Source organism: Paenibacillus filicis (assembly GCF_038070315.1).
GTDB lineage: Bacteria > Bacillota > Bacilli > Paenibacillales > NBRC-103111 > Paenibacillus_G > Paenibacillus_G filicis.
Genome location: NZ_JBBPCC010000008.1, coordinates 87349 through 112271, shown reverse-complemented (window position 1 = coordinate 112271; position 24923 = coordinate 87349). Strand labels below are relative to the sequence as shown.

Here is a 24923-nt window from a genome sequence, read left to right as displayed (position 1 = left end):
ATGACTAATTTCAATTCTTCCAGTCATCTTTTAATTTCTTAGGCGCTCACTCCCGCACCCACATCTTCCCCAGCCAAGTCTCGATCAGCACCCACTCCTGCCACTGCTCCCGGATATTCACCTTCTGAGCGGACAGCCGCCCGGCGGGCTGCGTGTCGAGCGGACTGCGATAGAACGGCGTGTTAGCCTGGAGCTCAATTTGTTTATCTACGGAATGGACCGGCGTCAGCGCCTGCCCGAGAGGCAACCAGCGCTCGCCGACCCAAGTGCTCACCTTGCCCCAATTGCCCCTTGTGGCAGCAACCTCCAGAATCTGCGGTGACAAACCCAATGAAGTACGGGTGAACTTCCCGTTGGACAGTTCATATAGCTGAGTGCCCGTTGGCAAGTAGATCCGAGAGGACTCTTGCACGTCGGGCCCATCGGCCGGATACGCCATCGCCTCGTTAATCCCATCGGCGATTCCCTGGGTTAAGATATTCAAATACCCAGCATCCGATAACCGCCGATCCTCATCGGGGTTGGTCATAAAGCCCATTTCCACCAGAACGGACGGCACCGTGGACCAATTGAAGCCGGTAAGATCCGAACGCGGCACCACGCCTCGAGAGCTAGCTTGCGTAGCAGCGACGGCTTTATTCAAGATGAGCTCCGCCGCTTCCTTGCTCTGAGCAAAGATCCCTTGATTCTCCTTCGTCCATGCCGGATACAGCAGGGACATGCCTTGCGTCTTGGGAGAGCTATCCCCATCGGCGTGTATCCGTACCGCCAAATCTGCTTGAACGTCATTGCACAGTTGAGCCCGCCCAACATTAGACATATCGACTTCATGAGACTCCCGGGTCATGACGACCCGGTAGCCGAGCAGCTCCAGCTTGTCCTTAAGCAGCTTGGAGGCTTCCAGGGTCAGCACGTACTCCGGTTTCTTCGTGACGACACCTCGGGTCCCGGAAGACACCTTGGCTTTCTTTTCTCCCGAACCCGGTGCAACCGGCTCTAACGCGTTATTCCCATACAATTGATGACCGGGGTCCAGACAAATCAGCTGCTCACCCTGCGTCTTGGCGCTAACGGGTGCCGGGAGCAGGAAACCACACACAAGAACACATCCTGCGACCAGTAAACCGGTCATACTACGGGTAACGAGAACCATGGCCTAGCCTCCTTCGTCTTTCTTTACTATGATTATTGATCCTATGGATGTTGAACCACGGCCAGCTTCTTCTCCTGAATCCACCCTTGACCGAACCAGGTTCGAATCGAAACCCAACCGTTCCAGCGCTCCAAGGCGTCCACTTCCTGCGGATTCAACTCGGCAACCACGACCGAGTCGTCCGCGTTAGGGTACGGATAGATCGACGTTTTGTCCGTGAGCTTCATGCGTTCCTTATAGTCTTCACTATGGCCCTTCAGATAAGAGCCTGGCTGTATATGAACCCATTTCGGTCCGAGCCAGGTCGGGACACGATACCAATCGCCAAGGCGAGCGTCGGCTATGACCTTGGCTCCATCCAGCTTGGCTCCGACGGGAAATGATTCATTAGGGCGGTTGTAGAGTTGAACGGATTCGAGCAGTTGGATGTTCTCCTCGACCTTCTCCACCGGATAACGCTCATGCCAGAGCTTGTACGCTTCTGCAGCCAAGTAGAGGCCCAGCTTCTGATTTTCTTCCCAGATGCCCGTGAACGTCCAGAGCGGCAGCTCGGTTTCCTCCTGATACGTCCCCAGCTCTGCCGTAAATCCTGGGCGCCCGAACTGTGCGATGAACCAATCCGTGAAGCCTCCGCCTGAAGGATCCTTGTCCGGTTTCACTTGTCTATAGCCTGTCATCGCGCTGATGGCATCGGCCAGCTTCTTATCACGTGCCAGATGTTCCGGTGGTGTCTTGAAATTCCAGTACAAGACTTTACCCGAGGTATGGTAAGAAAGCGCAATCTCCGGATCAGCCTTGTAGGCAAAGTGGATCATGGCGGTTGCTTCCGCCGTCTCAGCAGGCGCTGAACCCTTATAATTCTTGAACATCGGATAAGCAGGCGAATTGCGGATGCCGGTCCACAGTGCCGGGTACTGCCTGTTAATGTCGATCCCCTGAGCATTGGCCTTCCAGCGTTTGAAGCTACCGCTATTGCCGTTCATGCGGAGCAAGCCAGCATGCAATGAATCGGGTACAGCCTCCAGCCCCCGCTGCTGCAGCGACACACCGTCCGGATTGACCATCGGCACAAACCAGATCGAGCTCTGGTCCAATAATTCCCTAACGACATATTGATCATATTTCATATTGTGCTCGTATGCATAGGCATAACGATCGATCATATAGAGAATCAGATTCGTACCCATCCATTCTCTCGCATGCTGAGACCCGTCTATGAGAACAGAGGCCTCCCCTTTTCCTAATCGAACCGCCTTGATGTCCCGTCCTAGATCCGTCTTGCCTATCGATATCACTTCGATTAATTCCGGATAGGCAGAGGCCAGCTGATCCATCTGTTGAATCATGAGCTCGTACGTGTACATCTGATAGGGATCAATGATATCCTTACTTACACTCGGCAAATCCGGACTAGCTGCATGTACATTTCCCATCATTAAGGCTGTCCCTAGAATGACCGTTAACAGGGCTAACCGTCTTCCGCGTTGTCTCTTTGTCACCAGAATACGCTCTCCTAATCGTGAGGTCTTGTGATTATTGTCTTGGGCCAAATATCCTACTGCGCACGTTTAGTTTACTAGAGGACTCCCAAAATTACTATATATTCGCTGAAATATTGCAAGTTAAACCTTGCGAGAAGAATCTTTATATTTCTTACGATCTATAAGATAGGTACATTGTCATGCCCGGAGAGGTCGTGTAAGATGAGAATTACGCATTACTTAATCAAAATTCCTAAACGGACTAAGGAGAGGGTAATTGATGGGAAAAAGCTTGAAACGGCTATCGGTTATGCTGGTACTGTACCCTGCCTCCTTGGCTAAAGATAAGCAATTTACTGGAGCCGGTGCTAAGCAGTACCGTAACTGTGGCATGATTCCTGGTCGCAATATATATCACATAACCGCTTCTGGACACAACCGTTTTCCAGTTTTTATCGAACTCCGATCGCACCACTCTGTTCGAATAGACCTGGTTCTCCAGCCGTGTAGCTTTGGTTTTTTTCAACTGCCCTGTTAATCTATCTACATGAGCAGACCCGCTCAAAGCTTCTATCTTAGCCTCCCGCTACATATATTAGGTCAAAACTATGGGCCTAGGATGTGTTTGCTTGAAAACCCCTCGATCCTCTGCTAATCCGCTGGAAAAACCGAACTTTCTCGTGTTTGTCGTCGATGAAGAACGCTACCCTCCCGTCTATGAGGACGAGGATATTCGGGAGTGGCGTCAGCAGAACCTGATCACGCAGCAGCTATTAAAAACGCACGCCGTGGAATTCCAAAGGCATTACATCGGGAGCGCTGCATGCTGCCCTAGCCGCGCTACGCTGTTCACCGGCCACTATCCATCCCTCCATGGTGTCACTCAGACGGACGGAATCGCCAAGCACGCTTCGGATTCGGATATGTTTTGGCTAGACCCGAACGCGGTGCCGACCATGGGAGATTACTTCCGTGCCGCTGGATACCAAACCTACTATAAAGGGAAATGGCATATTTCCCATGAAGATATCGTCATTCCAGGCACGCATACGAGCCTGGCCAGTTATGATGCGCTGACGGGTCTTCCTAATGAGAAGCAAGACTTGTACAGGTCTGCCAATCGCTTGGGCAGCTTCGGATTTTCCGATTGGATCGGTCCCGAGCCTCATGGCAAGAACCCGCGAAATTCCGGATCTTCCGCTGCATTCGGCGTAAGCGGCCGAGATGAAGGATATGCCGAAGAGACGGTGGAGCTGCTCCAGGCACTGGATCGGCTCCACCATGACACCGGGCAAGAGGAACCTTGGCTCGTGGTGGCTTCATTCGTCAATCCGCATGATATTGTGCTATACGGCGATCTCACGGCTCAGCTGCCCGTGTTCCGGTTCGACGTGGGTCCTATGCCAGAGGTTCCGCCTCCGCCAACCATCCACGAGGATCTGCTCAGCAAGCCTCGCTGTCAGGCTAGCTACCGGGATATCTACCCCCAAGCTTTGCAGCCGATTACCGATCAGAGCAAGTACCGCAAGCTGTATTACCAGCTGCAGAAAAATGCCGATCGTCAGATGCATAAAGTGTTCGAAGCACTTACCCATAGTTCTTTCTATGACAATACGATCGTGATCTTTACTTCCGATCACGGAGACCTGCTCGGCGCCCATGGTCAGTTGTACCAGAAGATGTACTGTGCCTATGAGGAAGTGATACATGTCCCTTTCCTCATCTATAATCGTCAGCTCTTCCCGCAGCCCGTACAGGCAAATACCCTCACAAGCCATGTCGATCTGCTGCCTACTATGCTCGGACTTGCGAATATCGATATCGCTGAGGTACAAAGCCGACTGCAAGGCCAATTCAGTGAAGCCCGCCGGCTTGTCGGACGCAATCTCACGCCGCTGCTTCGCGAACAGCATCCTTTATCCATAGCGGAGGAACCTATTTATTTCATGACCGATGATGAGATCACCCGCGGCCAGCATCAGATCAGCCCGCTTGGACATCCCTATCCGGCTGTCATTCAGCCTAATCATATTGAGACAGTCATCACGTTCCTCTACCGGCACGGAAAAAAAGAACTGTGGAAGCTTTCCCGTTATTTCGATAACCCTCAGTTCTGGAGCACTCCATGCGTGGAGGATACGACCTATCGGCCTGCTCGGGACCCAGACGGAAAGGGGACAGCGTGGGTCGAACAGAGCAAAACAAAACCTTGCCCCGACGAATACGAGCTGTATCACTTAACGGAAGATCCGCTCGAAACGCGAAATCTGGCCCACCCTGCGTTCGCCCAGCAGTATCCCGGCATTCTATCCCGGATGCTGCAAGTGCTGGAGGAGCAGCGGAGGCAGAAGCGTTTGTACCCCGAGCGGTCTAACCGCTAAGATGGACAACAGCTTCGGATCAAACAAAAGGACGCCGGAATCCGGCGTCCTTTTGTTTATGCGATAGCAATATAGATCTGTACCTCTGTATTCGCAGGATCGAAATGCCGGGAGTCATACACCTCGAAGTCCCCGGTAAAGGCCCTAACTTCCTCTGAGTCCTTGTAATAGTCCCAGATTTGGCCCCATGCCTCGGCAACGACTTCATGTACCGGGCCCTTCTTCGTCGTAAATACCCTATATCGGCTCGCTGGCACAACGGCACGGGCACCTTCGGCTTCAGCAGGAGCCGCAGCACCGTCCACCTCATGCCCGATAATCACCGTGTAGGCTCCGGTTGCGTCGCTTTCATAGTCGGTATACAGCGCATAGATAAGATGAGCAAGATGGCTATTCGCCTGTAAGGCAGCTTGATTGCGGAAGTAATCATCCCATAGCTGCGCCAAGCGTCCATTCGGACCCATTTCCTCGGCATTCGTGGTACGTACAGTCACTCCTGCCAGCGTCATTTGCGGTTTTTCAGTCTGAAAGGTATTCATTCGCCTGCCTCATTTCCTAGTGTTTAAGCTTAGTATAACCAGGAAAAGTAGACAGCTATCTGTCCACTTTGGCATAGCGCTCCACAATTTTTTGAGCACGGCTCACCACTTCAGCGGCCACATGCTCCGGCTGCTCCACGTGGACATGCTCCCCATAGCTCAGAAGCATGCCATATAACCATTCGTCAGCCGGAAATCGCCCATGTAGCTGTATCGATCCATCGTCTCGATAAGTGAGCAGCTCGGGAGGGAACGCATCCCCGACCCTGTAGCCAACCCTCGGGCTGAAGGTAAACACCATCTCTTCCTTGATGTCCTGCGACCATTGCGGATCCCATGCATAAGCTTCCAATGACGGCACCTGACGACGTATAAAAGGTTGATCCAGCACCTGCAGATTTTTCATACGGGATAACCGGAATACCCGAAACTCACCCCGCATCGTACAATAGGCATGCACATACCAGATATAGCCTTTGAGAATTAACACCGCCGGTTCGATGACCCGTTCACTCTCTGCGCCGTTCATATTCGTATATTGGAAGGACACCAAGCTATGGCTCTCTATCGCTTGCCTGAGCTTATTGGCTTTATCGCTTGCGCCAGCGCCTTGGCCCCACGGATTGAAGTCAAACACAATGCCCGTTCTTGGCTGCCCTGTAGCCACTCTATCCGCTTTACTGAGCTGGGCTTTTACTTTATCGAGCAGCGTAGCGAATACTTGATCATTCATCACGGTGTTGATGCCTTTTACAGCCGCGACAATAGCTTCTATTTCGCTCAGCGTTAGAAATTGGCGGGCAATTGTGTACTCCTCCATAATTTCGAACCCGCCCGATGTTCCTTGATGCGCCAGAACCGGAATTCCCGACTGACTCAGCGTGTCCATATCCCGGTAAATGGTCTTCGTCGAAACTTCAAAGCGTTCGGCCAGTTCCTTGGCACTGACCCGCTGGCGATTGAGCAGCAGCACCGTCATAGCTAATAGGCGATCAATTTTCATCCGTTCTCCCCCAGAGACTGTCCAGGACAAGGCCGAGCCTTATCCTGGACTAGCTCGCGATGGTCATCGCTACTGAACCTAGTATCTCATAGATTAGATGACAATGGCTCCTCTACTGAGAGGCCCTTCTATATTATAGATATGACCTTCTAATGTTTCTGAAATAACAGCTCACGGAATTGTTGTTCAAACTCGCCTAAACCTTGTAACGAATCGCCTATCGCTTGCCACTCCCCCCGAACGGCAAGGCCATGGCAATTTCCGAACATCTCGGACTGCATGAATTTTAGCCCGGATAGTTTGGGGTTCTCACATTGGAAAAACTCGCTGTAGTTCAATGCTCGCCTTGCCCCGACCTGAAATGCAAAATGCGTTAAGTGACCTTGCAGTCCCGGATCAACTTCCCCTGCCTTTACATGGCGCTGCAATGCCGCAATAGCATCGCCCCCTGTCATCCAACCATGTACCGATGCGAGGCGATCCGCATCCAAATACACTTCCCGAAAGTAACGTATGGCTTCGCGATACATTTCACTCGATGTTCGGTGTTGCAGCCTCACTGGCTCGCTCCAATAGTGATAGATAAGATCATTTGGATAAAGCCGATACTGCAGTCGGTTTGTTTTGCATGCTTGGATCAAGTCGCGGACAGGCAGCGTAGCAAAAGGATATCCCGCCGGATCATGCAGTCGAACCCATCCGTCCTCCAACCCAAGTGCCAACACATAATGGTCGGAGCCATGCAGATATGGATGATTCGGCATATAGGTCAGAAAACCCATATCGAGCGGCCCCATCATAATCGGATGTTCCTTAAGCTCTTCCGCTATCTTTTCCACCAATCCAGCTTCATCCGTTCCAGAAACTTCTTTGCTTGCACACCCCAGAATGTCCATGGCTTTGCTAACCCCTAGATGGGGAATACCATTGGAGAAAAAAATCATGTTGTCTTCCTTAAACCAAACCGCCCCCAATCCTACTCCGGTCAACACCTCGATAAGGTTCGGCGAAACCTGTTCCCCGATGCTATCCAGCAGCATGGATGTGGAATTTGCATAACAATATGCACCGTTTCCGACATAGGTAAACACAAGCTATCATCCTTTCTCCCCCGATTCTGCCCTGCAAGATATTCAGAATAACTCTTTTCATCCGGCAGTTCTTGCTCTTTATTGCTGAAAATTTGATGTTGCGGAGCTAATTGCGCCAACAAAAAAAAGCATAAATGGCCTAAACGGCCATCTATGCTTCCTTAATCAAACGATAGATTTTTGCTTATTCGGATTCGCTTGTTCTTTGCCTGCCAGACCAAGCGCCCGCGCTGTGGATGTATGAATATCCTGGACAATCTCCGGATGCTTCGACAGGGACACGCCATACGAAGGAATCATCTCTTTTAATTTCGGCTCCCAAGCTTTTAAATGCTGAGGGAAGCATTTTTGGATGATCTCCACCATGACGGAAACGGCGGTAGAAGCACCCGGTGAAGCGCCAAGCAGTGCAGCTATCGAGCCATCCGCGGCACTAATGACCTCCGTACCGAATTGAAGTGTTCCTTTGCCGGCAGCCGTATCTTTAATAATCTGCACACGCTGACCCGCGACGACCAGTTCCCAATCCTCGCTCTTGGCATTCGGGACAAATTCCCGCAAAGCCTCCATGCGTTTTTCTTTGGACTGCATAACTTCCTTGATCAGGTAGGTGGTCAACGGAACGTTCTTCACACCTGCCGCGAGCATCGTGACCAGGTTATGCGGCTTTACGGAAGTGATCAAATCCAGCATGGAGCCGTGCTTGAGAAACTTCGGCGAGAAGCCGGCAAACGGCCCAAAGAATAACGATTCCTTCTTGTCGATCACCCGAGTATCCAGATGAGGGACAGACATCGGAGGCGCGCCGATCGCAGCTTTTCCGTATACTTTGGCCTGATGCTGTGCGACAATATCCGGTTTCTTACAGACCATAAACAGTCCGCTTACCGGAAATCCGCCGATCCCTTTACCTTCAGGAATATCGGACTTTTGCAGCAAGTGCAAGCTTCCGCCGCCGCCGCCGATAAAGACGAATTTGGCCGAATGGCGCTCAACATTACCGCTATCGACATTACGAACCTTCAATTCCCACAAGCCGTCGCTGGTACGTTTAATATCATCCACATTTTGCTTGAATTTAATATTGACGTTTTTGCTCTTCAGGTGGTCGAACAATATGCGCGTTAAAGCACCAAAGTTGACATCCGTTCCAGAGTCAATTTTAGTTGCGGCGATAGGTTTATTCACTTTGCGGTCTTTCATCATGAGCGGCGTCCATTCCTTCAGTTTTTCCGGATCATCGGAAAATTCCATCCCTTGGAATAGGGGGTGGCTGGACAACGCATCGAAACGTTTTTTCAGAAAAGCTACATCGTCTTCCCCTTGGACAAAGCTCATATGAGGCACGGGACTGATAAAATCCTTCGGATTGCGGATCAGCTTGCTGTTCACTAGATACGACCAAAATTGCCTCGATACCTGATACTCTTCATTAACCTTTATCGCTTTGCTAATATCTATGGAACCGTCCGGTTTTTCAACGGTGTAGTTAAGCTCGCATAGTGATGAATGCCCGGTTCCCGCATTATTCCATTCGTTGGAGCTTTCCTCGCCTGCCTTCTCTCGCCTTTCAAGCACTGTGATTTCCCAGTCCGGTACTAATTCTTTCAGCAGCGACCCCAACGTAGCGCTCATGATTCCTGCGCCAATTAAGATTACGTCTGTTTTAGTTTGTCGGTTACTCATTTTTACCGTCCTTATACCCTAAAGTTTGCAGAAAGAATGTAGCGCACGGGCTTAGGCGCCACAGCAAGACAGGGCGCAGGCTAGTCACACATTTTTTCTGTATCGTAATAACCTAATGCTAGTGTATCACTATTAATAATAGATTAAAATATTAATTTAATTCCCTTAATCCTAGTATAAGCCATTAATGTCTGCTGAACAAGTTTAACGGCGGTCTCCCGCTGAGGGCCGATAAGACGCTCCCGAAGGGTAATTGCCATCCTTAATCCGATATTCATAGAGCCGACAACGTTTCTGAGGATCGCCAGTTCCTACGAACGAAGTCGTCTCATCTACACCCTCACCCAGGCTCTCTTCCACCATCTTACGTATCGGGGTTTCCAGTTGTGAATGTTTATGCAGCATGTCCTTCTCAGCCTCGAGTTCGCCGACAAGCCGTACATAGTCTTTCAGACAGACGAAGGCATCCGCTGAGGGCTTATGGAGCCGAGGACGAGTCCATTTCAATATCTTTTTAACCAATCTAGGATCGTATCCACCGCTTCCCTATATCGCTGCCCTACGAGCACGCCGGTATGGGTGGTATGCCACAGCCCTTTATATTCAGCACGGAGATGCTCCGCTGTCACGAGGCCCCGGCGGTCGTCATCCTCACAGCCTACTGCCTTGACCACCAGGCATGGGCAAACAATCGACCTGCTATCTATGGATATGCCCTTGGCTTCGCTTGAAAAAACAAAAGCCCCAAACGCCTTCGATGACTCCATAGTCAAATATTTTCTTTGAAACTCGATGTCGTCAGCCGTTTCATCTAGGCTTGAAATCTCTTCACGTACCGGGGCAGGCAGTATGAGTCCCTGTGCCATCCAGTCCATCTGCTCGTAAGGTACGGCTTCAAAAACCTCTCGGCTTATGACGGAATCGATTAATACCAGCCCGGCGATCAGGGTGGTTTCGGCCAGCTTCTGACTTAAGATCCCTCCCATGCTGAAGCCGACAAGAATCGGCGGAACACCGCACGCCGCGATAATCTCGCGTATATCCTCCAGATAATCATCGAACGTGATCTTCGTCATATCCAGCAGCCTACTCTTGTAGTGACTTCTCAAGTTCATGACGTAGCAGGTCCACCCTGCTCGGATGAAGTGCGGGACATACTTGCTCCACATCCAGCTTCCTGTATAAGCACCGTGTACAAATAACAACGGAGGCCTTGGCTGAACTGCACCGGGGAGAGCATCTCCCTCGAATATCTCTACAAATAAATCATGTTCACCGATGTATATCTCCGTATGACTGGGCAATTCCTTCGCAAAATCTCTCATGATCATATCCTCTCCTTCGTTTAGTTTGATATCAAACTATATATCGAAAAAAATTTAAAAATTCCCGTGGATCTTTTTTAAAATGTGAAGCAGATCTTTTTTCTCTTGTTCAGAAATGTTGAAGTAAAACACGTCCAGCATGTCTTGGGATATGGATTCGAAGACAGGCCTCAGCTCACTCCCCTTAGCGGTTAGAGCCACATAGACAACCCTCGTATCCTCGCTATCCCTTTCCTTGGCCACATAACCGAGTCGAGCCAACTTGTCGACAAGTGCGGTAACTGTGGACTTATCCTTATTGATCTTCTGAGCGATATCGGCCATCGTGAGCCTGGGATTCTGGAATAGCGCATAGAAGATATCGCCATGCGAGGTACCTATGCCTTCTATCCCATGCTTCATCATCTCTGTGACAATAAACCGATTCACTTTCTCTCTAATTTTCGATATCAACGAAATGCCATCTCTAATTTCCATAGCTAGATTATAGTTTGATGTCAAACAAATTTCAAGATAAAGAAACTAAGCCTGATTATCAAATAGGTATTCTGCCTGACGAGTTAGCCCTCTTTCGTCTTCCTGCCAGCCTTCACATGTTTAAGTTGTGCAACAATGATGACGCTGATGATAACCAGCAGGAACCACGAGCTGATCTTACTGAAGCTAACAAGATGCCAAGTTTGCTGTTGGTCAGGGTACGTCCAAGCGCCCAGAAATGTAGCAATGTTCTCAGCTAACCAGATGAAAAAACCTACCAGCATAAAAGCAACCGTTAATGGCATGCGATACGTCACCATCCGTACCCGATAGATGATCCATGTCTTCCAAAAAACGATACAGACAAGCCCTGTCAGCCACCAACGAAAATCCGGAATGAAATGATGCGTGAAAAAGTTCAGATAGATGGCTCCTCCCAGCAGTCCTGCAGAAGCAAGTCCCGGCCAGCCGGTCATGTCCATCCTCAGTCTGCGCCACACCTGGCACATAAAGCTTGCTACACTTGCATACATAAATCCGCTATAGAGCGGTACACCGAACACCTTCGTTAACCCAGGCTCCGGGTATGACCATGATCCCATCCTGACCTTATAAATTTCCAGCAGCAAGCCTATGAGATGAAAGACACAGATGACTTTAATTTCATCGCGTGTCTCCAGTCCACTGCGGTACATCAGGTACTGCACGGCAAGCAGGATGAGAAGAATGGCATCGTACCGGTAAAGAAAAGGCACCTCGATCACGCGGGATATCGCTAAAGTTCCAAAAATTGCAACCGGAAACAGGCAGCTCATTGCTTGATGATAGCCAAAATGTAGGAGTTGAAGTATGCGGTACATTAGGTTGATTTCCTCCCTTGCCCTCTCATCATACGTTTAGCTTATGAAAGAAAGTCCTCGGATTTGATTACTTTCATCATCATAAAGGTGTAAGGGATCGGGAAAAAGAGAAAAACATTTCGGTTTTTTACTTATTTTCAAGCTTACTTTACCCCTATCCCATATCCCTGTAAAATATGAAGTATGCATATATGTAACCTATATCCACCCCAAGGAGAGTGTAATGGATGAGTGAAAGCTGTGTTCCTACTGGTGTGGCGCTAAAAGATACGGGATTCGGGTATACCTTGTCATTAATCGGCGGAAAATACAAAATGATTATTATGTATTGGCTGGCTGAACATAAAGTTTTACGGCATAATGAGCTGAGGAGAAGCATCGGCACGATCTCTTTCAAATCGCTAAGTGTCATGTTAAAAGAGCTGGAGGCGGATGGCCTGATCCTGCGCAAGGAATTCCCTCAAGTCCCCCCACGAGTTGAGTATTCTCTAACGGAACGGGGTCTGTCTCTCCTTCCCTTGTTAAACATGATGTGTGAGTGGGGAGAAAAGAACGGTTTGCCTGCTCTGGAGACTGTGCCGCGGTAGGCTCGGCTCATCTGATAGCCAAAGAAGTATGTCCTAATTGGAACATACTTCTTTTTGTCATCTTCACTACATCTGCCGCTTACAGGCTATCGATAAAATTCAAATATTGGCGTGCGCTTTGTTCCAAGTCGTCTGCTGGCGTCTCATTTTCTGTACCATAAAACGCAAAGAACGAACGGTAATCAGCCTTGCAGTACCGAAAGGTCGTTTCGAAGGGAGCTAACAATTGCTCCAGCGTATAATGGTATTTCCCTTCTTCCCGGTAATCTTCTTCATCAATTCCGGCAGATACGGCTAACCCCGCTTTGCGACTCTTCAGTTTATCCCCATTGGAGCCATAGGCCCAGCCATACGCTAACACATCGTCGAGCCATTTTTTAAGAAGCGGCGGACAATTAAACCAATAGATCGGGAACTGCAGAATAAGATGGTCGTGGGATTCAATGAGTTGCTGCTCCTTTTCCACATCCACATTGCCGTCCGGATACACCTTATACAATTCGTGCACCGTATACTTGTCAGGATACTTGCTCAGCTCTTCTACCCAACGCTTATTTACAACGGACTTCTCCAGACTAGGGTGCGCTACAATAATCAAAGTTTTCATGAGTATGACCTCCTTCAGGATTTACTTCCAGAGTATAAATCGCACCGTGCAAATAAGTAAGTATGCACTTTTAGTTCAGGTACTTACATAAAGGTTAGTGTGCAGGGTACCTAGGCCATAACATCTGGATAGCTTTTGTTTCCTTGGGATATTCTATAGTCAACGCCATCCAGCATTCGACAATGTTCGCAGATTGGGTCTTGACAGAAAGACAGCTTTAAAATATAGTAAGCCCATCGGAATTAGCCTTAACTGACTAATCAGTCAAGTGGAGAGGGGCGATGGAAGCTGCCTGCTTTACCGGAACAAGATCAGAACCGCCGTCAGCAATTAATGGCTGTGGCGCTCGACTTATTTGCCCGCAAGGGCTATCACGGCACCAAGATTTCAGACATCGTCAAGGCGTCTGGGGTGTCGCAAGGTACCTTCTACTGGCATTATCCAAGCAAGGAGCAGCTCGCGCTGGAGATCATCGAGAGCGGTAAAGCGAAGCTAATCGAAGTCATCCAGCAAGGCTACCGCAAGCATGCGGGTACGGTGGACGACATGGTGAGTTCGTCCGCGCGATTGCTAACGGACTTATTCACGTTCGCCGACCAGAATCGGGATCTGATGGCTCTGCTGCTCATGAAGGGCCAGGGCGCTGACCCGCCGATCCGGGAAGCCGTCTCGCAGACCTGGATTGCCTTCGAGGAAGCGTTCAAGAACAATATACAGCGGGCTACCGAGCTCGGTATGCTTCCTGCTGCTCACGACCTGGCGCTACGGGCCAACATTCTGGTCTGTCTCATTACCGGCGTGCTGTCCAAGTGGCTGTTCGGGCCGATGCACGACGTGGATTACCAATCGCCTTATTCACCTGGAGCCATAGCTGAAGAAACCGCCAAATTCGAATTCCGGGGATTGCTCGGATAACCTGCCGTTATATCGCTATAAACCAACATCTTAGAAGACTCGAGGAGGCAACTGTTATGTCTAACCACCTAAGCAAGTTTTTGAAATCGGCGTCGCTGCTCAGCGTTCTGGTGATCGCGCTCGCGGGCTGCGGGAACAAGCCGGCTCCAACTCCGGCTCCGAACGCAAACGCTGGCAATAAACCGGCAGAAACAACAGCCGCATCGGGCTCGTTGGAGCAAATCAAGAAGGCCGGTAAAATCCGTGTCGGGCTGATGGGCACCTATGCTCCCTACAACTTCCTGAACGATAAGCACGAGGTCGACGGCTTCGATGCGGACGTGGCCAAGGCGGTAGCCAAGCGTCTGGGCGTTCAAGTGGAATTCATCACCGGCGAATTCTCCGGCCTGATCGAAGGGCTGCAGAAGGATAAATACGACGCGCTCGTCAGCCAAGTTACGATTACGGATGACCGTAAGAAAACGATGGACTTCTCGACACCTTACGTGAAAAACGCAGTGAACGTCATCGTCAAGAGCGACAACACGACGATCCAGAAGCTCGAGGACTTCAAGGGCAAGAAGATCGGCGTCGGGCTCGGCACGAACGACGAGAAATATTTGCGCGACACCGCGATGCCGAAGGTCGGCAGCTTCGAAATCGCCACATATAACGATGTCATCACGTCGCTGAAGGACCTGAACGTCGGCCGGATCGACGCGACGATCAACAACGTGTTCGCCATCAAGCCGTTAGTCGAGAAGAACCAGTTCAAGATCAAGGCAGTCGGCGACCCGATCAAAGAGGATTTTGCCGGCATCGCCCTCCGCAAGAACAATCCGGAGCTTCTCGACGCGATCAATAAAGCGCTGGCTGAGATGAAAACGGACGGTACGTTCAAAGAAATTTTCCAAAAATGGTTTGGCGTAGATCCGAACTTCTAATCCGCGCCAACCGGGAGGATGTAAGGCATGGAACTGGTTTTGCAGAACTTCCAATTTCTATTGACGGGCGCGTATTATACGCTGCTGATCACGATCGTCTCAATGTTCTTCGGCTTGATCATCGGGATCGTCGTGGCCATCGCCCGCCTCAAAGGAAATCGGCTCATCCGTAATCTGGCCAGAGGTTATGTGTCCATCATTCGCGGGACCCCGATTCTGGTCCAGCTCTTCATCATCTATTTCGGACTACCCGACTACGGGGTTACGCTCGGGCCGCTCACAGCGGCCTTTATTTCGCTTAGCATCAACATCGGCGCCTACTTGTCCGAGACATTCCGCGGCGCGATTCTATCCGTGCCCAAGGGGCAGACGGAAGCCGCGCAGTCTCTGGGCTTGACGCCCTGGCAGACAATGAGGCACGTCGTGCTGCCTCAGGCTGCCCGGGTGGCGATCCCGCCGATGGGCAATACGTTCGTCGGGATGCTGAAGGAGACGTCGCTCGTGTCCGTCGTCACCGTGACCGAGCTGCTGCGTGCCGCCCAGTTGCTAATCGCGCAATATTATGTCGCCATGCCGTTCTATATCGCCATCGCTCTGATGTACTGGCTGATGAGTATGTTCTTCTCGTATGTGTTAGACCGTATCGAATCTCGCTTGTCAAAAGCTTATTAAAGGCGTGTGATCTGCATGATCGAGGTAAACCAACTCGGCAAAAGCTTCGGCGATCTGGTCGTGTTCCGCGACATTCAGCTACATATTCAATCCCGCGAGATCGTCGTCCTGGTCGGCCCGAGCGGCTCCGGCAAGAGCACGCTGCTGCGCTGCCTGAATGGGCTGGAGGAGCCGGATGCAGGCTCAATCCGAGTAGGAGAAGCGGCCTGGGACGCCTCGATGGACGCGGCTCGCAAGAAGCAAGCGATCCGGAACATCCGCACGTTGACCGGGATGGTGTTCCAATCGTTCAACCTGTTCCCCCATATGACGGCGCTGGAAAATGTCATGATGGCACCCACGCTGGTCAAGAAGATGAGCCGGGCTCAGGCCGCCGAGATCGGCGAATCCCTGCTTGCCAAGGTCGGGCTGTCCCAGAAGAAGAACGAGTACCCTTCCCGGCTGTCCGGCGGCCAGCAGCAGCGGGTTGCGATCGCGCGAGCTCTTGCCATGCAGCCGCAGGTGATGCTGTTCGACGAGCCGACGTCGGCACTGGACCCCGAATTGACAGGCGAGGTGCTGGCCGTCATGAAGCAGCTGGCTGCGGAAGGGATGACGATGATCGTCGTCACCCATGAGATGAAGTTTGCGCGGGAAGCCGCCAACCGGGTTATCTTCATGAGCGACGGAAAAATTCAGGAAGAAAGCACGCCGGAGCAGTTTTTCGTCCAGCCGAAGACCGAACGGGCGCGCAAGTTTTTGCGGCAAATCGAAGGCGTGCCCGATATGGAGTAACGAGTAAGATTCCGAAGGAGTGGGCATTGTGATTCCCAGCAAAGCAGAGCATCTGAAGGACGTCGCGTCGCGGGCGCGGGCGATCATGGAGAAGGAGAATGTAGAGGCGCTCGTGGCGTCGGGCTGCGAAAATTTCTACTACTTGTCCGGCCACCCCAGCACGTTTATGTACACGCTGCGGATGAGCGAAGTCGCGCTGGCCGTGATGTTTCGTGACCCGAGCCGGTCCACGGTCATCATCATGAACGAGTTCGAAGCGGCAGGCGTACCCGCCGATCTGCCCCACTGCGAGCTGCGCACGTACCCCACCTGGGTGGACGTCGACGATCCGCTCGGCTTGCGCGGCGAGAAATACGAAGGCCGGCGGCCCGTGAACCATCAGGTGCAGGAGATGTTCGGACTGCTCGGACAGGTGCTGGCGGAATACGGCATACACAGCGGTCAGGTAGCTGTCGAGCTAAACGCGATGCGATATCCGGCCGTCCAGGCGCTGCGCGAAGCTGTCCCTGGCGTCCAACTGACGGAGGCCGCTCCGATCCTAACCGAGCTGCGCGCGCTCAAGACACCCTGGGAGATCGCCCAGCTGCGCAAGAGCTGCGAATACGCCGAGATCGGCATCGCCGAAACGGTCAAGGGCATCCGAGCCGGCAGCTCCGCGGCCGAGATGGCCCAAGCTTTCCGGCTTGCCCTGCTGACCCAGGCGGATGGCGCGGAATCCCGCTTCCACATGATCTCAGCCGGGGCGCATTTTGCCCCTGCGCATGTCTTCGACACACGCCCGAGTCAGCCGGGCGACCTGATCAAGTTCGACGTCGGCGTCGATGTCGCCGGGTACGGCTCGGACATCGCGCGCACCTTCGTGCTAGGCCCCCCATCTGACACGGTGAAGCGCATCTACGGTGCGCTGCGCACCGGTCACGACCGGCTGCTCGAGCTGATCGAGCCCGGCCTGCCGATGAAGTACGCCTTTGACGAGGTGATGCCGCTGATCCGCCGCTCGGGTCTTCCGAATTACAACCGCGGCCACCTGGGGCACAGCGCGGGCCTAAGTCTCGCCGCCGAGGAAGCTCCGTTCCTCAGCCCGGCCGAGGAAACCGTCTTCCGCCCCGGCATGGTCATCTGCCTGGAGACGCCGTACTACGGGCACGGCATCGGCTCGATCATGATCGAGGACATGGTGCTGGTCACGGATAATGGCTGCGAGCGGTTGAATAAGTTGTCGAGGGACTTAATATCGTTGTAGATGAAAAAAGGTCAAAAGACGCGTTTACCGCGGTGCTTTTGACCTTTTTCCAGGTTGCGTTCATCTTGTAAGTAACGAATCTATCAAGCGATGCCCTGTCCAATTTCATCGGACTCGCCTTAAGCTAGCGCCCTGAAGGCAGCTTGACCTGAAATTGTGCCTCACGAACCCAGGTACCCTGCTCGAAATCCCGTCCTTTTACCCGTACATAGTCGGGATAGACCTCGACATAATAGCCTTGACTGCCGTCCTTATGCTCATCCTCATCGGTCCATAGATAGGCCACGGAGGCCGCGTTGAATATAGCCGGCTCTTCTCCGTCGCCTCCATAGTAGTTATGGGCAGCCGCCAGCTCCCAATGCGTATGGCCGGAGAATAAGATCGCCTGCGGATGCTTCTTAAGCACCGCCCGCAGCTCAGCATCCTGGGTTACACCATACCAGCGCTGCTCCTCAAGCGAACCTGCAACCGTATTGACTAGCGGCTGATGCAGGAAGACGAAAACCGGGCGATCCGGCGAAGACTGCTCGGAGAGCTTCGCATCTTTCTGTCTTCAATAATTATTGAATATTTGTCATAATCAAGCTATAAAAGTCTATATTTCGTTATTTGTTCAAAAATTATTGTACGTTAAATGTTTGCGAGAATGGTTATTGGAATGTTATGCGAGTATGAAGGTTATGTAAATTTTTACTGCGAATGCAGTCGAAAGTTGAGGGATCTGCCATGAAGAAGGCCACTTCGGGGCTCGTGAAGGAGCCGGAGAATGTTCGCGAGAAGGCTCGCTTTCAGGTGATCGATGCGATTGCCAAAACGATGGACCTGTACGGGGTCAACTATACCTTCGGCCAGTTGTACGGCATTATGTTTTTCGAGGACCGGCCGATGACCCTTGAGGAAATGCAAGCATTTATGAATATGAGCAAGAGCAACATGAGCTACGCTGTCCGCTCACTGAGCGAGACGCAGATGGTGTCCAAGCTGAAGGAGAAGGATGAGCGCAAGGATCTGTATGTTGCCGAGACCGATTTCTTCAAGACGTTCCAAGCGTTCTTCGCTACCAAGCTTCAACGGGAAATCGAAGTCATGCAGGAAGCCATCCAAGCAGCCCTCCCTGAACTAAGCGAAAGCATTCTGGCGGAGGAGACGACGGAGGAGGAGCGCAGCCTGTGCCTGACCGATTTCCACAAGCTGAAGCATGCCGCCAGCTATTATGAATGGCTGCAGCATTTTGTAAACGGGATAAGAAGCGGTGCCTACTTTGAAGACAACCCGGTAAAGGAGCAAGCGAGTTCCCCATCGGCAGACGACCCGCGTACTTAACATTTTCGACCAAAAAGGGTTATCCTCACCGGACGCTAGCCGGCAAAGGATAACCCTTGTTTTATGATTTGAGACTACCGCCTTCTGGACCATGGGACGGGTTATACTTGAGGCACAATTCAAAACTGCTGATATAACTTTCCTCCCCACCTCCTTGGCCCCCAACGTCACTTCCACTCTTCTGCCAATATGGCATACACGCAATCATCATACCACTCGTCATTTAGCCGGTAACTTTTGATAAAATGGGCTTCTTTTCTAAACCCCAGACCTTCAAGAAGCTTGATGGACTTCAGATTGTCAGGGTCGACCGACCCTGTAACTCTATGCTTACCGAGCCCTGCAAACAAATAATCGATCACAGCCCTAACCGCCTCGGAGGCATAGCCTTGGCCCTGGAATCCGGGAGCAAAGGTATAGCCGATTTCAGCCTGGAAACCGTCGTCCAGAAAATGAATGCCGATATCCCCCGCAAGCTGTCCATCCTTCAGGCATACCGCTACTTGCAGCCATGAATCTCCGGTATCCGGCACAACAGCCATATTCGCCGAGATAAAGTTCTCAGCTTCGCTGATATCCGCGGGTTTCCAGGATTGATACTTATAAACCTCAGGCGTAGAACGATAGGTATAAAAGGCTTCCTTATCTCTCATGTCCAGCGTTCTGATTACGAGCCTATCCGTTGTAAGGCTATTGAATGTATTCATATATGTCTCCAATCCTAACTTGATTCACATAAGCACCGTGCCAACGTTACGGCACCAACAACAGTCGTGTTTGCCTCGAGGCGCGCCAACGGCGACATCGGGTGAATATCACCGCCGCTTGCACCGCACCATTTACCCCTGACTTTCCTGACGATCCAGCAAATAAAATATATAATCGGTCGGGACCCCGGCATACCCCTGCTGCCGCAGCATCGCGGTCACATTGCCCCGGTGATACGTTCCATGGTTAACGACATGCTGCACGATCTCAGAGAAACGTGTATCGAGACTACCGTATTTCGGATGCACGATGGTCATCGCCTTGTCCGGGTCGGGCGTACGCCGCAGCAAATCACGGAACTGTTCGGCGACGCCGGCGAATAGCCCGCGCATCTCGTCTACGGTTTTGCCTCGGGCTTCCTCCGTCCAGACCGGGATCTTCGGGAAGATATCCTCGTTCGGAACTTGCGCGAGCACGGCCATGTAGAGCTTGTCGAACAAGTAGATGTGTCCGAACGTTTGCGACACGGACGGGAACACGCTGGTCACTTCCGCATGGAATACATCCTCCGGAAGCTGCTCCAGATGGGCGAACAGCCGGTCGTTGGCCCAGATATGATATTCGTACAATTGATGGGTATGTTGAAGCATGGTTTCATTCACCTGTCCTTTGTTCGTCGTCGTTGGGCCTCGGCAGCCTTGGCTCTATCGTACACCGGGTTCGCTGACAACCGTTGTCAGCAAAGTTCAATCGCGATCGACTTCGTACTGTTGTGCGATTCCGTATGCGATTTCCTGGATCCGACACTTCAGTTCCAGCGGCTCCCGAATACGAATGCCCGTGCCGAACGTCAGCAGATACGCCGGAAGGTACTTGTTCATCGTCGGGACATCGAGGACAAACCGCGCCTCCCGATCAGTCCGTTCCGTCAAATAGTGACGCATATGCCAGTGGCCGCAAACCGCGTTCAGCGTGTCCGGCTCTCCCTCGATGCGGATGACCGTCAGTGGTCCTTCCGCCTCTCGTCCCCCCTCGGACTGGCTGCGGAAGTAGGCCGACGCGGAGAACCGCTTGGGCCTCTCGAACCGCGCTTCAACCAGGTCCAGCCACGCGATGCGGTCCACGCGGAACGTCCGCACCGCCTGCGACCGATGGCAGAACGCGACCGAGTACCACTCGTTACGGTCGTAAGCCAACCCATACGGATCGACTTCGCGTTCATCGGCCTGTTCCGAATTCGCTTTGCGATAGGCGATGCGGACCGTTCGCCCGTCCTTGGCCGCCTGCTCCAGGTCACGCAATAACGGAACGACGGAAGGCGGACGCGCCGGAGAAATCACATCCATGCCGCTCGTCTGCAGGGAAAGCTCCTGACGCTGCTCTTCGTGCAGCCCGCCCTCCACCTTCTTGAGCGCACTTTCCAGCTCTTCCGTATACGGATAGCCGGCGCCTTGCGCAAATTTATATGCGTCCACCAGCGCCTTCAGCTCCAAGGAGTTGAAGAATACTGGCGTCTCCTTGAAGCTTTCCAGAATTCGAATACCGCCGTCATGGCCCGATTCCGCGACGACCGGCACGCCGCTGGCGCATAGGGCGTCGATATACCGGTACACCGTACGGACGCTGATCTCCAAGCTGTCCGCGATCTCCGCGGCGGTGAGCTTCCTTCCAGAGCGCAGCATCCAAAGCATGGACAGCATGTTATCCCATTTTGCCATCGGGCCACCTTCTTTTTCTCTCAAAGTTGTTCCTAATCATACCATACTATGGAAACCAACAATCGTTTCCTAACCTCTAAGATGCGCATCTTTTACGAGAAGACCGAGAAGGATTGTTTAAACACAGCCCTGGTGCAGCAAGTCAGTTGTTCTCAGACGCCTCCGATGAACTCCCATCGATGCTGAACACTTGAAGCTTGCTCATGCTAAGATAGAGTCGGGAAAACCATTGGCAAAATTGTACTCGAACATTTTCGTTAAACTTGTGTATATTAAGAAGGGCGACCCAGAGGGCCTCCCGAGTGGTTGTCATTTTCTTTAGGAGAGCTGAGTGGTTGAATGAATATAAGGGTACGATTGAGAAATTACCGGAATCCTGTCGACACTTAGCATTCTGTGTAAATGCCGTGTCATCCGTGAGAATTACGCCTCCGTGAGATCTGTTCTTTCCCGTAGGCTTTTCCACTGCGGAAGACAACAAAAAATTTAAAATTTACCTATTGATATTTGTGACTTTTGTGCTAATATGGGTAAAGTGGTAGTGAGAAAGCTGATATTCAATATATCTGGATCTTTAAAGCAGATAATTTTTGACCACATCTCAACCGGGATGTTAAGGCCATACGGACAGCCGGGTCAAATGCCGATTGGCAACTTTAGTTGCCTTATTGATTGAGTTAAAAGCTCAAATTTTATAAGTTGGTTACTTTACAACCTGTGCATCCGCACATCAACTTGTGAAACGGTCAATAAGAGTGGTAAAAGTGATTATTTGCTATATAGACTCTGATCCTTTTATGATATATCCCGAATATTAAAGAGCTTTCTTGCAGAAGTATGTCTGTTGCTCTTGTAACAGGACTGCTCCGTGCTTTTTAATAGGTGAGTATATCTAAAGCAAGTGTGATGCGCGATTAGGCGTATTTGCATTTGCTTTTTTGTTTATAGGACGTTTCCTGCAAATAATTGCAAGTGACAGATACTGAGCAAGTCGGGTTGTTGCGCATTCCCCTTCCACACTAAAAAAAACACACAGTTAGGAGCTAACAACAATGAGCAAAGCACTAATTATCGGCTGCGGCGGTGTAGCCTCGGTAACGATCCACAAATGCGTTCAAAACAGTGATGTATTCGAAGAAATTTGTATTGCCAGCCGTACGAAATCCAAATGTGACGAGCTGAAAGCCAAACTTGATGGCGGTAAAACGAAAATTACCACGGCACAAGTCGATGCCAATAATGTGGATGAGCTCATTGCGTTGATCGAGGAAGTAAAGCCGGATATCGTGATGAACCTGGCTCTGCCTTACCAGGATCTCACCATCATGGATGCTTGCTTGGCTACGAAAACCCATTACATGGATACTGCTAACTATGAGCCGGAAGACACGGCAAAATTCGAATACAAATGGCAGTGGGATTACCGCGAGCGCTTTGAAAAAGCTGGAATCACAGCTCTTCTGGGCAGCGGCTTCGACCCTGGCGTAACCGGTGTGTTCTCGGCCTATGCTCTCAAACACTACTTCGATGAAATTGAATATATTGACATCCTCGACTGCAATGGCGGCGACCATGGTTATCCGTTCGCCACGAACTTCAACCCTGAGATCAACATCCGCGAGGTTTCGGCCAACGGAAGATACTGGGAGAATGGTGAGTGGATCGAAACCAAGCCGATGGAAATCAAGCGCGTCTATGACTTCGCTGAAGTCGGCGAGAAGGATATGTACCTGCTTTACCATGAAGAGCTTGAATCCCTTGCTGTGAACATGCCTGGTCTGAAGCGCATCCGCTTTTTCATGACCTTCGGCCAAAGCTATCTGACGCACCTGAGAGCCCTTGAGAATGTAGGCATGACGTCCATTGAGCCTATCGAGTTCGAAGGCAAACAAATCATTCCGCTGCAATTCTTGAAGGCGGTACTGCCAGATCCGGCTTCGCTCGGACCTCGCACGGTCGGCAAAACTAACATCGGCTGCATTTTCAAAGGTAAAAAAGACGGTCAAGAAAAAACGTACTATGTCTACAACGTATGCGACCACCAAGAATGCTACAAAGAAGTGGGTTCCCAAGCGATCTCCTACACGACAGGTGTTCCAGCTATGATCGGAGCCGCGATGATTCTGACTGGCAAGTGGAACAAAGCCGGCGTGTACAACATTGAAGAATTCGATCCGGATCCATTCATGGAAGAGCTGAACAAATGGGGACTTCCATGGGTAGAAGACTTTAACCCTGTGCTTGTCGACGATGAGCATGCTGAAGTTAAACAACCGGAGCTGGTTCGTTAAGATGCGCTTTGAGGAATTGCCGACCCCTTGCTATGTAGTCGATTATGAGCGCATCGAGAACAATCTGAAAATCCTCAGCGGCGTCATGCAGCGTACAGGGGCCAAGATCGTTTTAGCTCAAAAAGCGTTCTCTATGACAACGATGTATCCCCTGATTGGGAAGTATCTGAGCGGCACAACAGCCAGCGGTTTGTTTGAAGCCCGCTTGGGTCATGAGGAAATGGGCAAAGAAAATCATGTCTTTGCCCCTGCTTATCGGGATGACGAAATCGACGAGATTATTTCGATTTGCGATCATATTATCTTTAATTCCTTCTCTCAGCTGGAGAAATTCAAAGATAAAGCCCTTCAAGCCGGCAGGAAAGTGGGCCTCCGCATCAACCCGGAGTGCTCCACTCAGGACGGACATGAGATTTATGATCCGTGCTCGCCAGGCTCTCGCTTCGGCGCCAAACGCGACCAGGTGCGTCCAGAGCTGCTTGAAGGCGTAACAGGCCTGCACTTCCATACGCTCTGCCAGCAAAACTCGGATGATCTAGCGACTACGCTGATAGCCGTAGAAGAAAAATTCGGTGAGTTTCTTCCGCAGATGGAATGGATCAATTTTGGCGGCGGCCACCACATCACCAGAGAAGACTACGATATCGCAACACTCGAGGCCTGCATCAAGAAAATGCAGGATCAATACGGCCTTGAAGTGTACCTGGAGCCGGGCGAGGCCATTGCGCTCAACGCAGGCTATCTGGTCACCTCTGTCCTGGATCTTCATCGCAACGGCATGGATATTGCCATTCTCGACACGTCGGCGACCTGTCATATGCCGGATGTTCTCGAAATGCCTTATCGCCCGCCGCTTTTTGGCTCCGGCGAGCCTGGCGAGAAGCCTCACACGTACCGTCTTGGCGGGCAAACCTGCCTGACCGGCGACGTGATCGGCGACTATTCGTTCGATCAGCCGTTACAAGGCGGCGATCGACTGGTTTTTGGCGATATGGCGATCTACTCCATGGTCAAAACCAACACCTTCAACGGCATGCCGCTGCCGGCGATTGCTGTCCAATATGAAGATGGCGACTGCAAAGTCGTGCGTGAGTTCGGCTATAACGACTTTAAAGTCAGACTGGCGTAACACATAGGTAGGTAGGTATAAGCGATAGGCACCCAAA

26 protein-coding genes are annotated in these 24923 nt (G+C 51.4%); 10 read left to right on the top strand and 16 right to left on the bottom strand.

Annotated elements, in window-relative coordinates:
• Positions 1 to 46 precede the first annotated feature (46 nt).
• The 3 genes from WMW72_RS14155 to WMW72_RS14145 form a co-directional block, all read right to left on the bottom strand.
• Positions 47 to 1153 carry an N-acetylmuramoyl-L-alanine amidase gene (locus tag WMW72_RS14155; protein WP_341416139.1) on the bottom strand — a complete coding sequence of 369 codons (1107 nt, stop codon included), beginning with the start codon at positions 1151 to 1153 and terminating at the stop codon, positions 47 to 49.
• 41 nt (positions 1154 to 1194) lie between these two features.
• Positions 1195 to 2652, bottom strand: a complete 1458-nt coding sequence (locus WMW72_RS14150; RefSeq protein WP_341416138.1) for a M14 family zinc carboxypeptidase — start codon at positions 2650 to 2652, stop codon at positions 1195 to 1197.
• A 283-nt stretch (positions 2653 to 2935) separates the two neighbouring features.
• Positions 2936 to 3160: a hypothetical protein gene (locus tag WMW72_RS14145; protein ID WP_341416137.1), complete on the bottom strand. Its 225-nt coding sequence runs from the start codon at positions 3158 to 3160 to the stop codon at positions 2936 to 2938.
• 103 nt (positions 3161 to 3263) lie between these two features.
• Between WMW72_RS14145 and WMW72_RS14140 the strand changes: the two genes are divergently transcribed.
• Positions 3264 to 5015 (top strand): sulfatase family protein, encoded by a 1752-nt coding sequence (locus WMW72_RS14140; protein ID WP_341416136.1) that lies wholly within the window; start codon positions 3264 to 3266, stop codon positions 5013 to 5015.
• 56 nt (positions 5016 to 5071) lie between these two features.
• On the opposite strand, the gene WMW72_RS14135 is transcribed toward WMW72_RS14140, so the two are convergent.
• The 8 genes from WMW72_RS14135 to WMW72_RS14100 form a co-directional block, all read right to left on the bottom strand.
• Positions 5072 to 5554: a GyrI-like domain-containing protein gene (locus WMW72_RS14135; protein ID WP_341416135.1), complete on the bottom strand. Its 483-nt coding sequence runs from the start codon at positions 5552 to 5554 to the stop codon at positions 5072 to 5074.
• Between the two features lie 55 nt (positions 5555 to 5609).
• Complete coding sequence (locus WMW72_RS14130) at positions 5610 to 6557, bottom strand: helix-turn-helix transcriptional regulator (RefSeq protein ID WP_341416134.1); 948 nt, start codon at positions 6555 to 6557, stop codon at positions 5610 to 5612.
• Positions 6558 to 6706: 149 nt separating this feature from the next.
• Positions 6707 to 7648: a cysteine peptidase family C39 domain-containing protein gene (locus WMW72_RS14125; protein WP_341416133.1), complete on the bottom strand. Its 942-nt coding sequence runs from the start codon at positions 7646 to 7648 to the stop codon at positions 6707 to 6709.
• Positions 7649 to 7813: 165 nt separating this feature from the next.
• Positions 7814 to 9334, bottom strand: coding sequence for a malate:quinone oxidoreductase (locus WMW72_RS14120; RefSeq protein WP_341416132.1), 1521 nt, complete (start codon positions 9332 to 9334; stop codon positions 7814 to 7816).
• Between the two features lie 204 nt (positions 9335 to 9538).
• On the bottom strand, positions 9539 to 9841 hold the full coding sequence (locus WMW72_RS14115) for a hypothetical protein (RefSeq protein WP_341416131.1): 303 nt from the start codon (positions 9839 to 9841) through the stop codon (positions 9539 to 9541).
• Positions 9838 to 10659: an alpha/beta fold hydrolase gene (locus WMW72_RS14110; protein WP_341416130.1), complete on the bottom strand. Its 822-nt coding sequence runs from the start codon at positions 10657 to 10659 to the stop codon at positions 9838 to 9840. Before WMW72_RS14110 ends, WMW72_RS14115 begins: the two co-directional genes overlap by 4 nt.
• A 54-nt stretch (positions 10660 to 10713) precedes the next feature.
• Positions 10714 to 11064, bottom strand: coding sequence for a MarR family winged helix-turn-helix transcriptional regulator (locus WMW72_RS14105; protein ID WP_341416129.1), 351 nt, complete (start codon positions 11062 to 11064; stop codon positions 10714 to 10716).
• A 155-nt stretch (positions 11065 to 11219) separates the two neighbouring features.
• The gene (locus WMW72_RS14100; RefSeq protein ID WP_341416128.1) at positions 11220 to 11996 is read right to left on the bottom strand and encodes a DUF817 domain-containing protein; all 777 of its coding nucleotides are present in this window, start codon (positions 11994 to 11996) and stop codon (positions 11220 to 11222) included.
• A gap of 227 nt (positions 11997 to 12223) precedes the next feature.
• On the opposite strand from WMW72_RS14100, the gene WMW72_RS14095 reads away from it, so the two are divergent.
• On the top strand, positions 12224 to 12583 hold the full coding sequence (locus WMW72_RS14095; RefSeq protein WP_341416127.1) for a winged helix-turn-helix transcriptional regulator: 360 nt from the start codon (positions 12224 to 12226) through the stop codon (positions 12581 to 12583).
• A gap of 79 nt (positions 12584 to 12662) precedes the next feature.
• Here the strand turns inward: WMW72_RS14095 and WMW72_RS14090 are convergent, their stop codons facing one another.
• The gene (locus tag WMW72_RS14090; protein WP_341416126.1) at positions 12663 to 13190 is read right to left on the bottom strand and encodes an NAD(P)H-dependent oxidoreductase; all 528 of its coding nucleotides are present in this window, start codon (positions 13188 to 13190) and stop codon (positions 12663 to 12665) included.
• Positions 13191 to 13523: 333 nt separating this feature from the next.
• Between WMW72_RS14090 and WMW72_RS14085 the strand changes: the two genes are divergently transcribed.
• From WMW72_RS14085 to WMW72_RS14065, 5 genes are read left to right on the top strand one after another with little or no spacing between them, the layout of a single operon-like run.
• Positions 13524 to 14105, top strand: a complete 582-nt coding sequence (locus WMW72_RS14085) for a TetR/AcrR family transcriptional regulator (RefSeq protein ID WP_341416125.1) — start codon at positions 13524 to 13526, stop codon at positions 14103 to 14105.
• Positions 14106 to 14161: 56 nt separating this feature from the next.
• Positions 14162 to 15028 (top strand): transporter substrate-binding domain-containing protein, encoded by an 867-nt coding sequence (locus tag WMW72_RS14080; RefSeq protein ID WP_341416124.1) that lies wholly within the window; start codon positions 14162 to 14164, stop codon positions 15026 to 15028.
• Positions 15029 to 15055: 27 nt separating this feature from the next.
• A complete protein-coding gene (locus WMW72_RS14075; RefSeq protein WP_341416123.1) occupies positions 15056 to 15700 on the top strand; it encodes an amino acid ABC transporter permease in 645 nt (214 codons plus the stop codon).
• Positions 15701 to 15715: 15 nt separating this feature from the next.
• Complete coding sequence (locus tag WMW72_RS14070; protein WP_341416122.1) at positions 15716 to 16474, top strand: amino acid ABC transporter ATP-binding protein; 759 nt, start codon at positions 15716 to 15718, stop codon at positions 16472 to 16474.
• Positions 16475 to 16502: 28 nt separating this feature from the next.
• Positions 16503 to 17717, top strand: a complete 1215-nt coding sequence (locus WMW72_RS14065) for a M24 family metallopeptidase (protein ID WP_341416121.1) — start codon at positions 16503 to 16505, stop codon at positions 17715 to 17717.
• A gap of 124 nt (positions 17718 to 17841) precedes the next feature.
• On the opposite strand, the gene WMW72_RS14060 is transcribed toward WMW72_RS14065, so the two are convergent.
• Complete coding sequence (locus WMW72_RS14060; protein ID WP_341416120.1) at positions 17842 to 18123, bottom strand: hypothetical protein; 282 nt, start codon at positions 18121 to 18123, stop codon at positions 17842 to 17844.
• Between the two features lie 320 nt (positions 18124 to 18443).
• Here WMW72_RS14060 and WMW72_RS14055 point away from each other — a divergent pair, with 320 nt between their 5' ends.
• The gene (locus WMW72_RS14055) at positions 18444 to 19040 is read left to right on the top strand and encodes a GbsR/MarR family transcriptional regulator (RefSeq protein ID WP_341416119.1); all 597 of its coding nucleotides are present in this window, start codon (positions 18444 to 18446) and stop codon (positions 19038 to 19040) included.
• A gap of 167 nt (positions 19041 to 19207) precedes the next feature.
• Here WMW72_RS14055 and WMW72_RS14050 read toward each other — a convergent pair whose 3' ends face one another.
• From WMW72_RS14050 to WMW72_RS14040, 3 genes are all read right to left on the bottom strand, one after another.
• Entirely contained in the window at positions 19208 to 19747 is a 540-nt protein-coding gene (locus WMW72_RS14050; protein ID WP_341416118.1) for a GNAT family N-acetyltransferase, read from the bottom strand.
• Between the two features lie 132 nt (positions 19748 to 19879).
• Positions 19880 to 20398, bottom strand: coding sequence for a DinB family protein (locus WMW72_RS14045; RefSeq protein ID WP_341416117.1), 519 nt, complete (start codon positions 20396 to 20398; stop codon positions 19880 to 19882).
• Positions 20399 to 20494: 96 nt separating this feature from the next.
• A complete protein-coding gene (locus WMW72_RS14040) occupies positions 20495 to 21466 on the bottom strand; it encodes a helix-turn-helix transcriptional regulator (RefSeq protein WP_341416116.1) in 972 nt (323 codons plus the stop codon).
• Positions 21467 to 22518: 1052 nt separating this feature from the next.
• On the opposite strand from WMW72_RS14040, the gene WMW72_RS14035 reads away from it, so the two are divergent.
• Positions 22519 to 23757 carry a saccharopine dehydrogenase family protein gene (locus WMW72_RS14035; protein ID WP_341416115.1) on the top strand — a complete coding sequence of 413 codons (1239 nt, stop codon included), beginning with the start codon at positions 22519 to 22521 and terminating at the stop codon, positions 23755 to 23757.
• Between the two features lies 1 nt (position 23758).
• Positions 23759 to 24886 carry a carboxynorspermidine decarboxylase gene (nspC, locus tag WMW72_RS14030; protein ID WP_341416279.1) on the top strand — a complete coding sequence of 376 codons (1128 nt, stop codon included), beginning with the start codon at positions 23759 to 23761 and terminating at the stop codon, positions 24884 to 24886.
• Positions 24887 to 24923 lie beyond the last annotated feature (37 nt).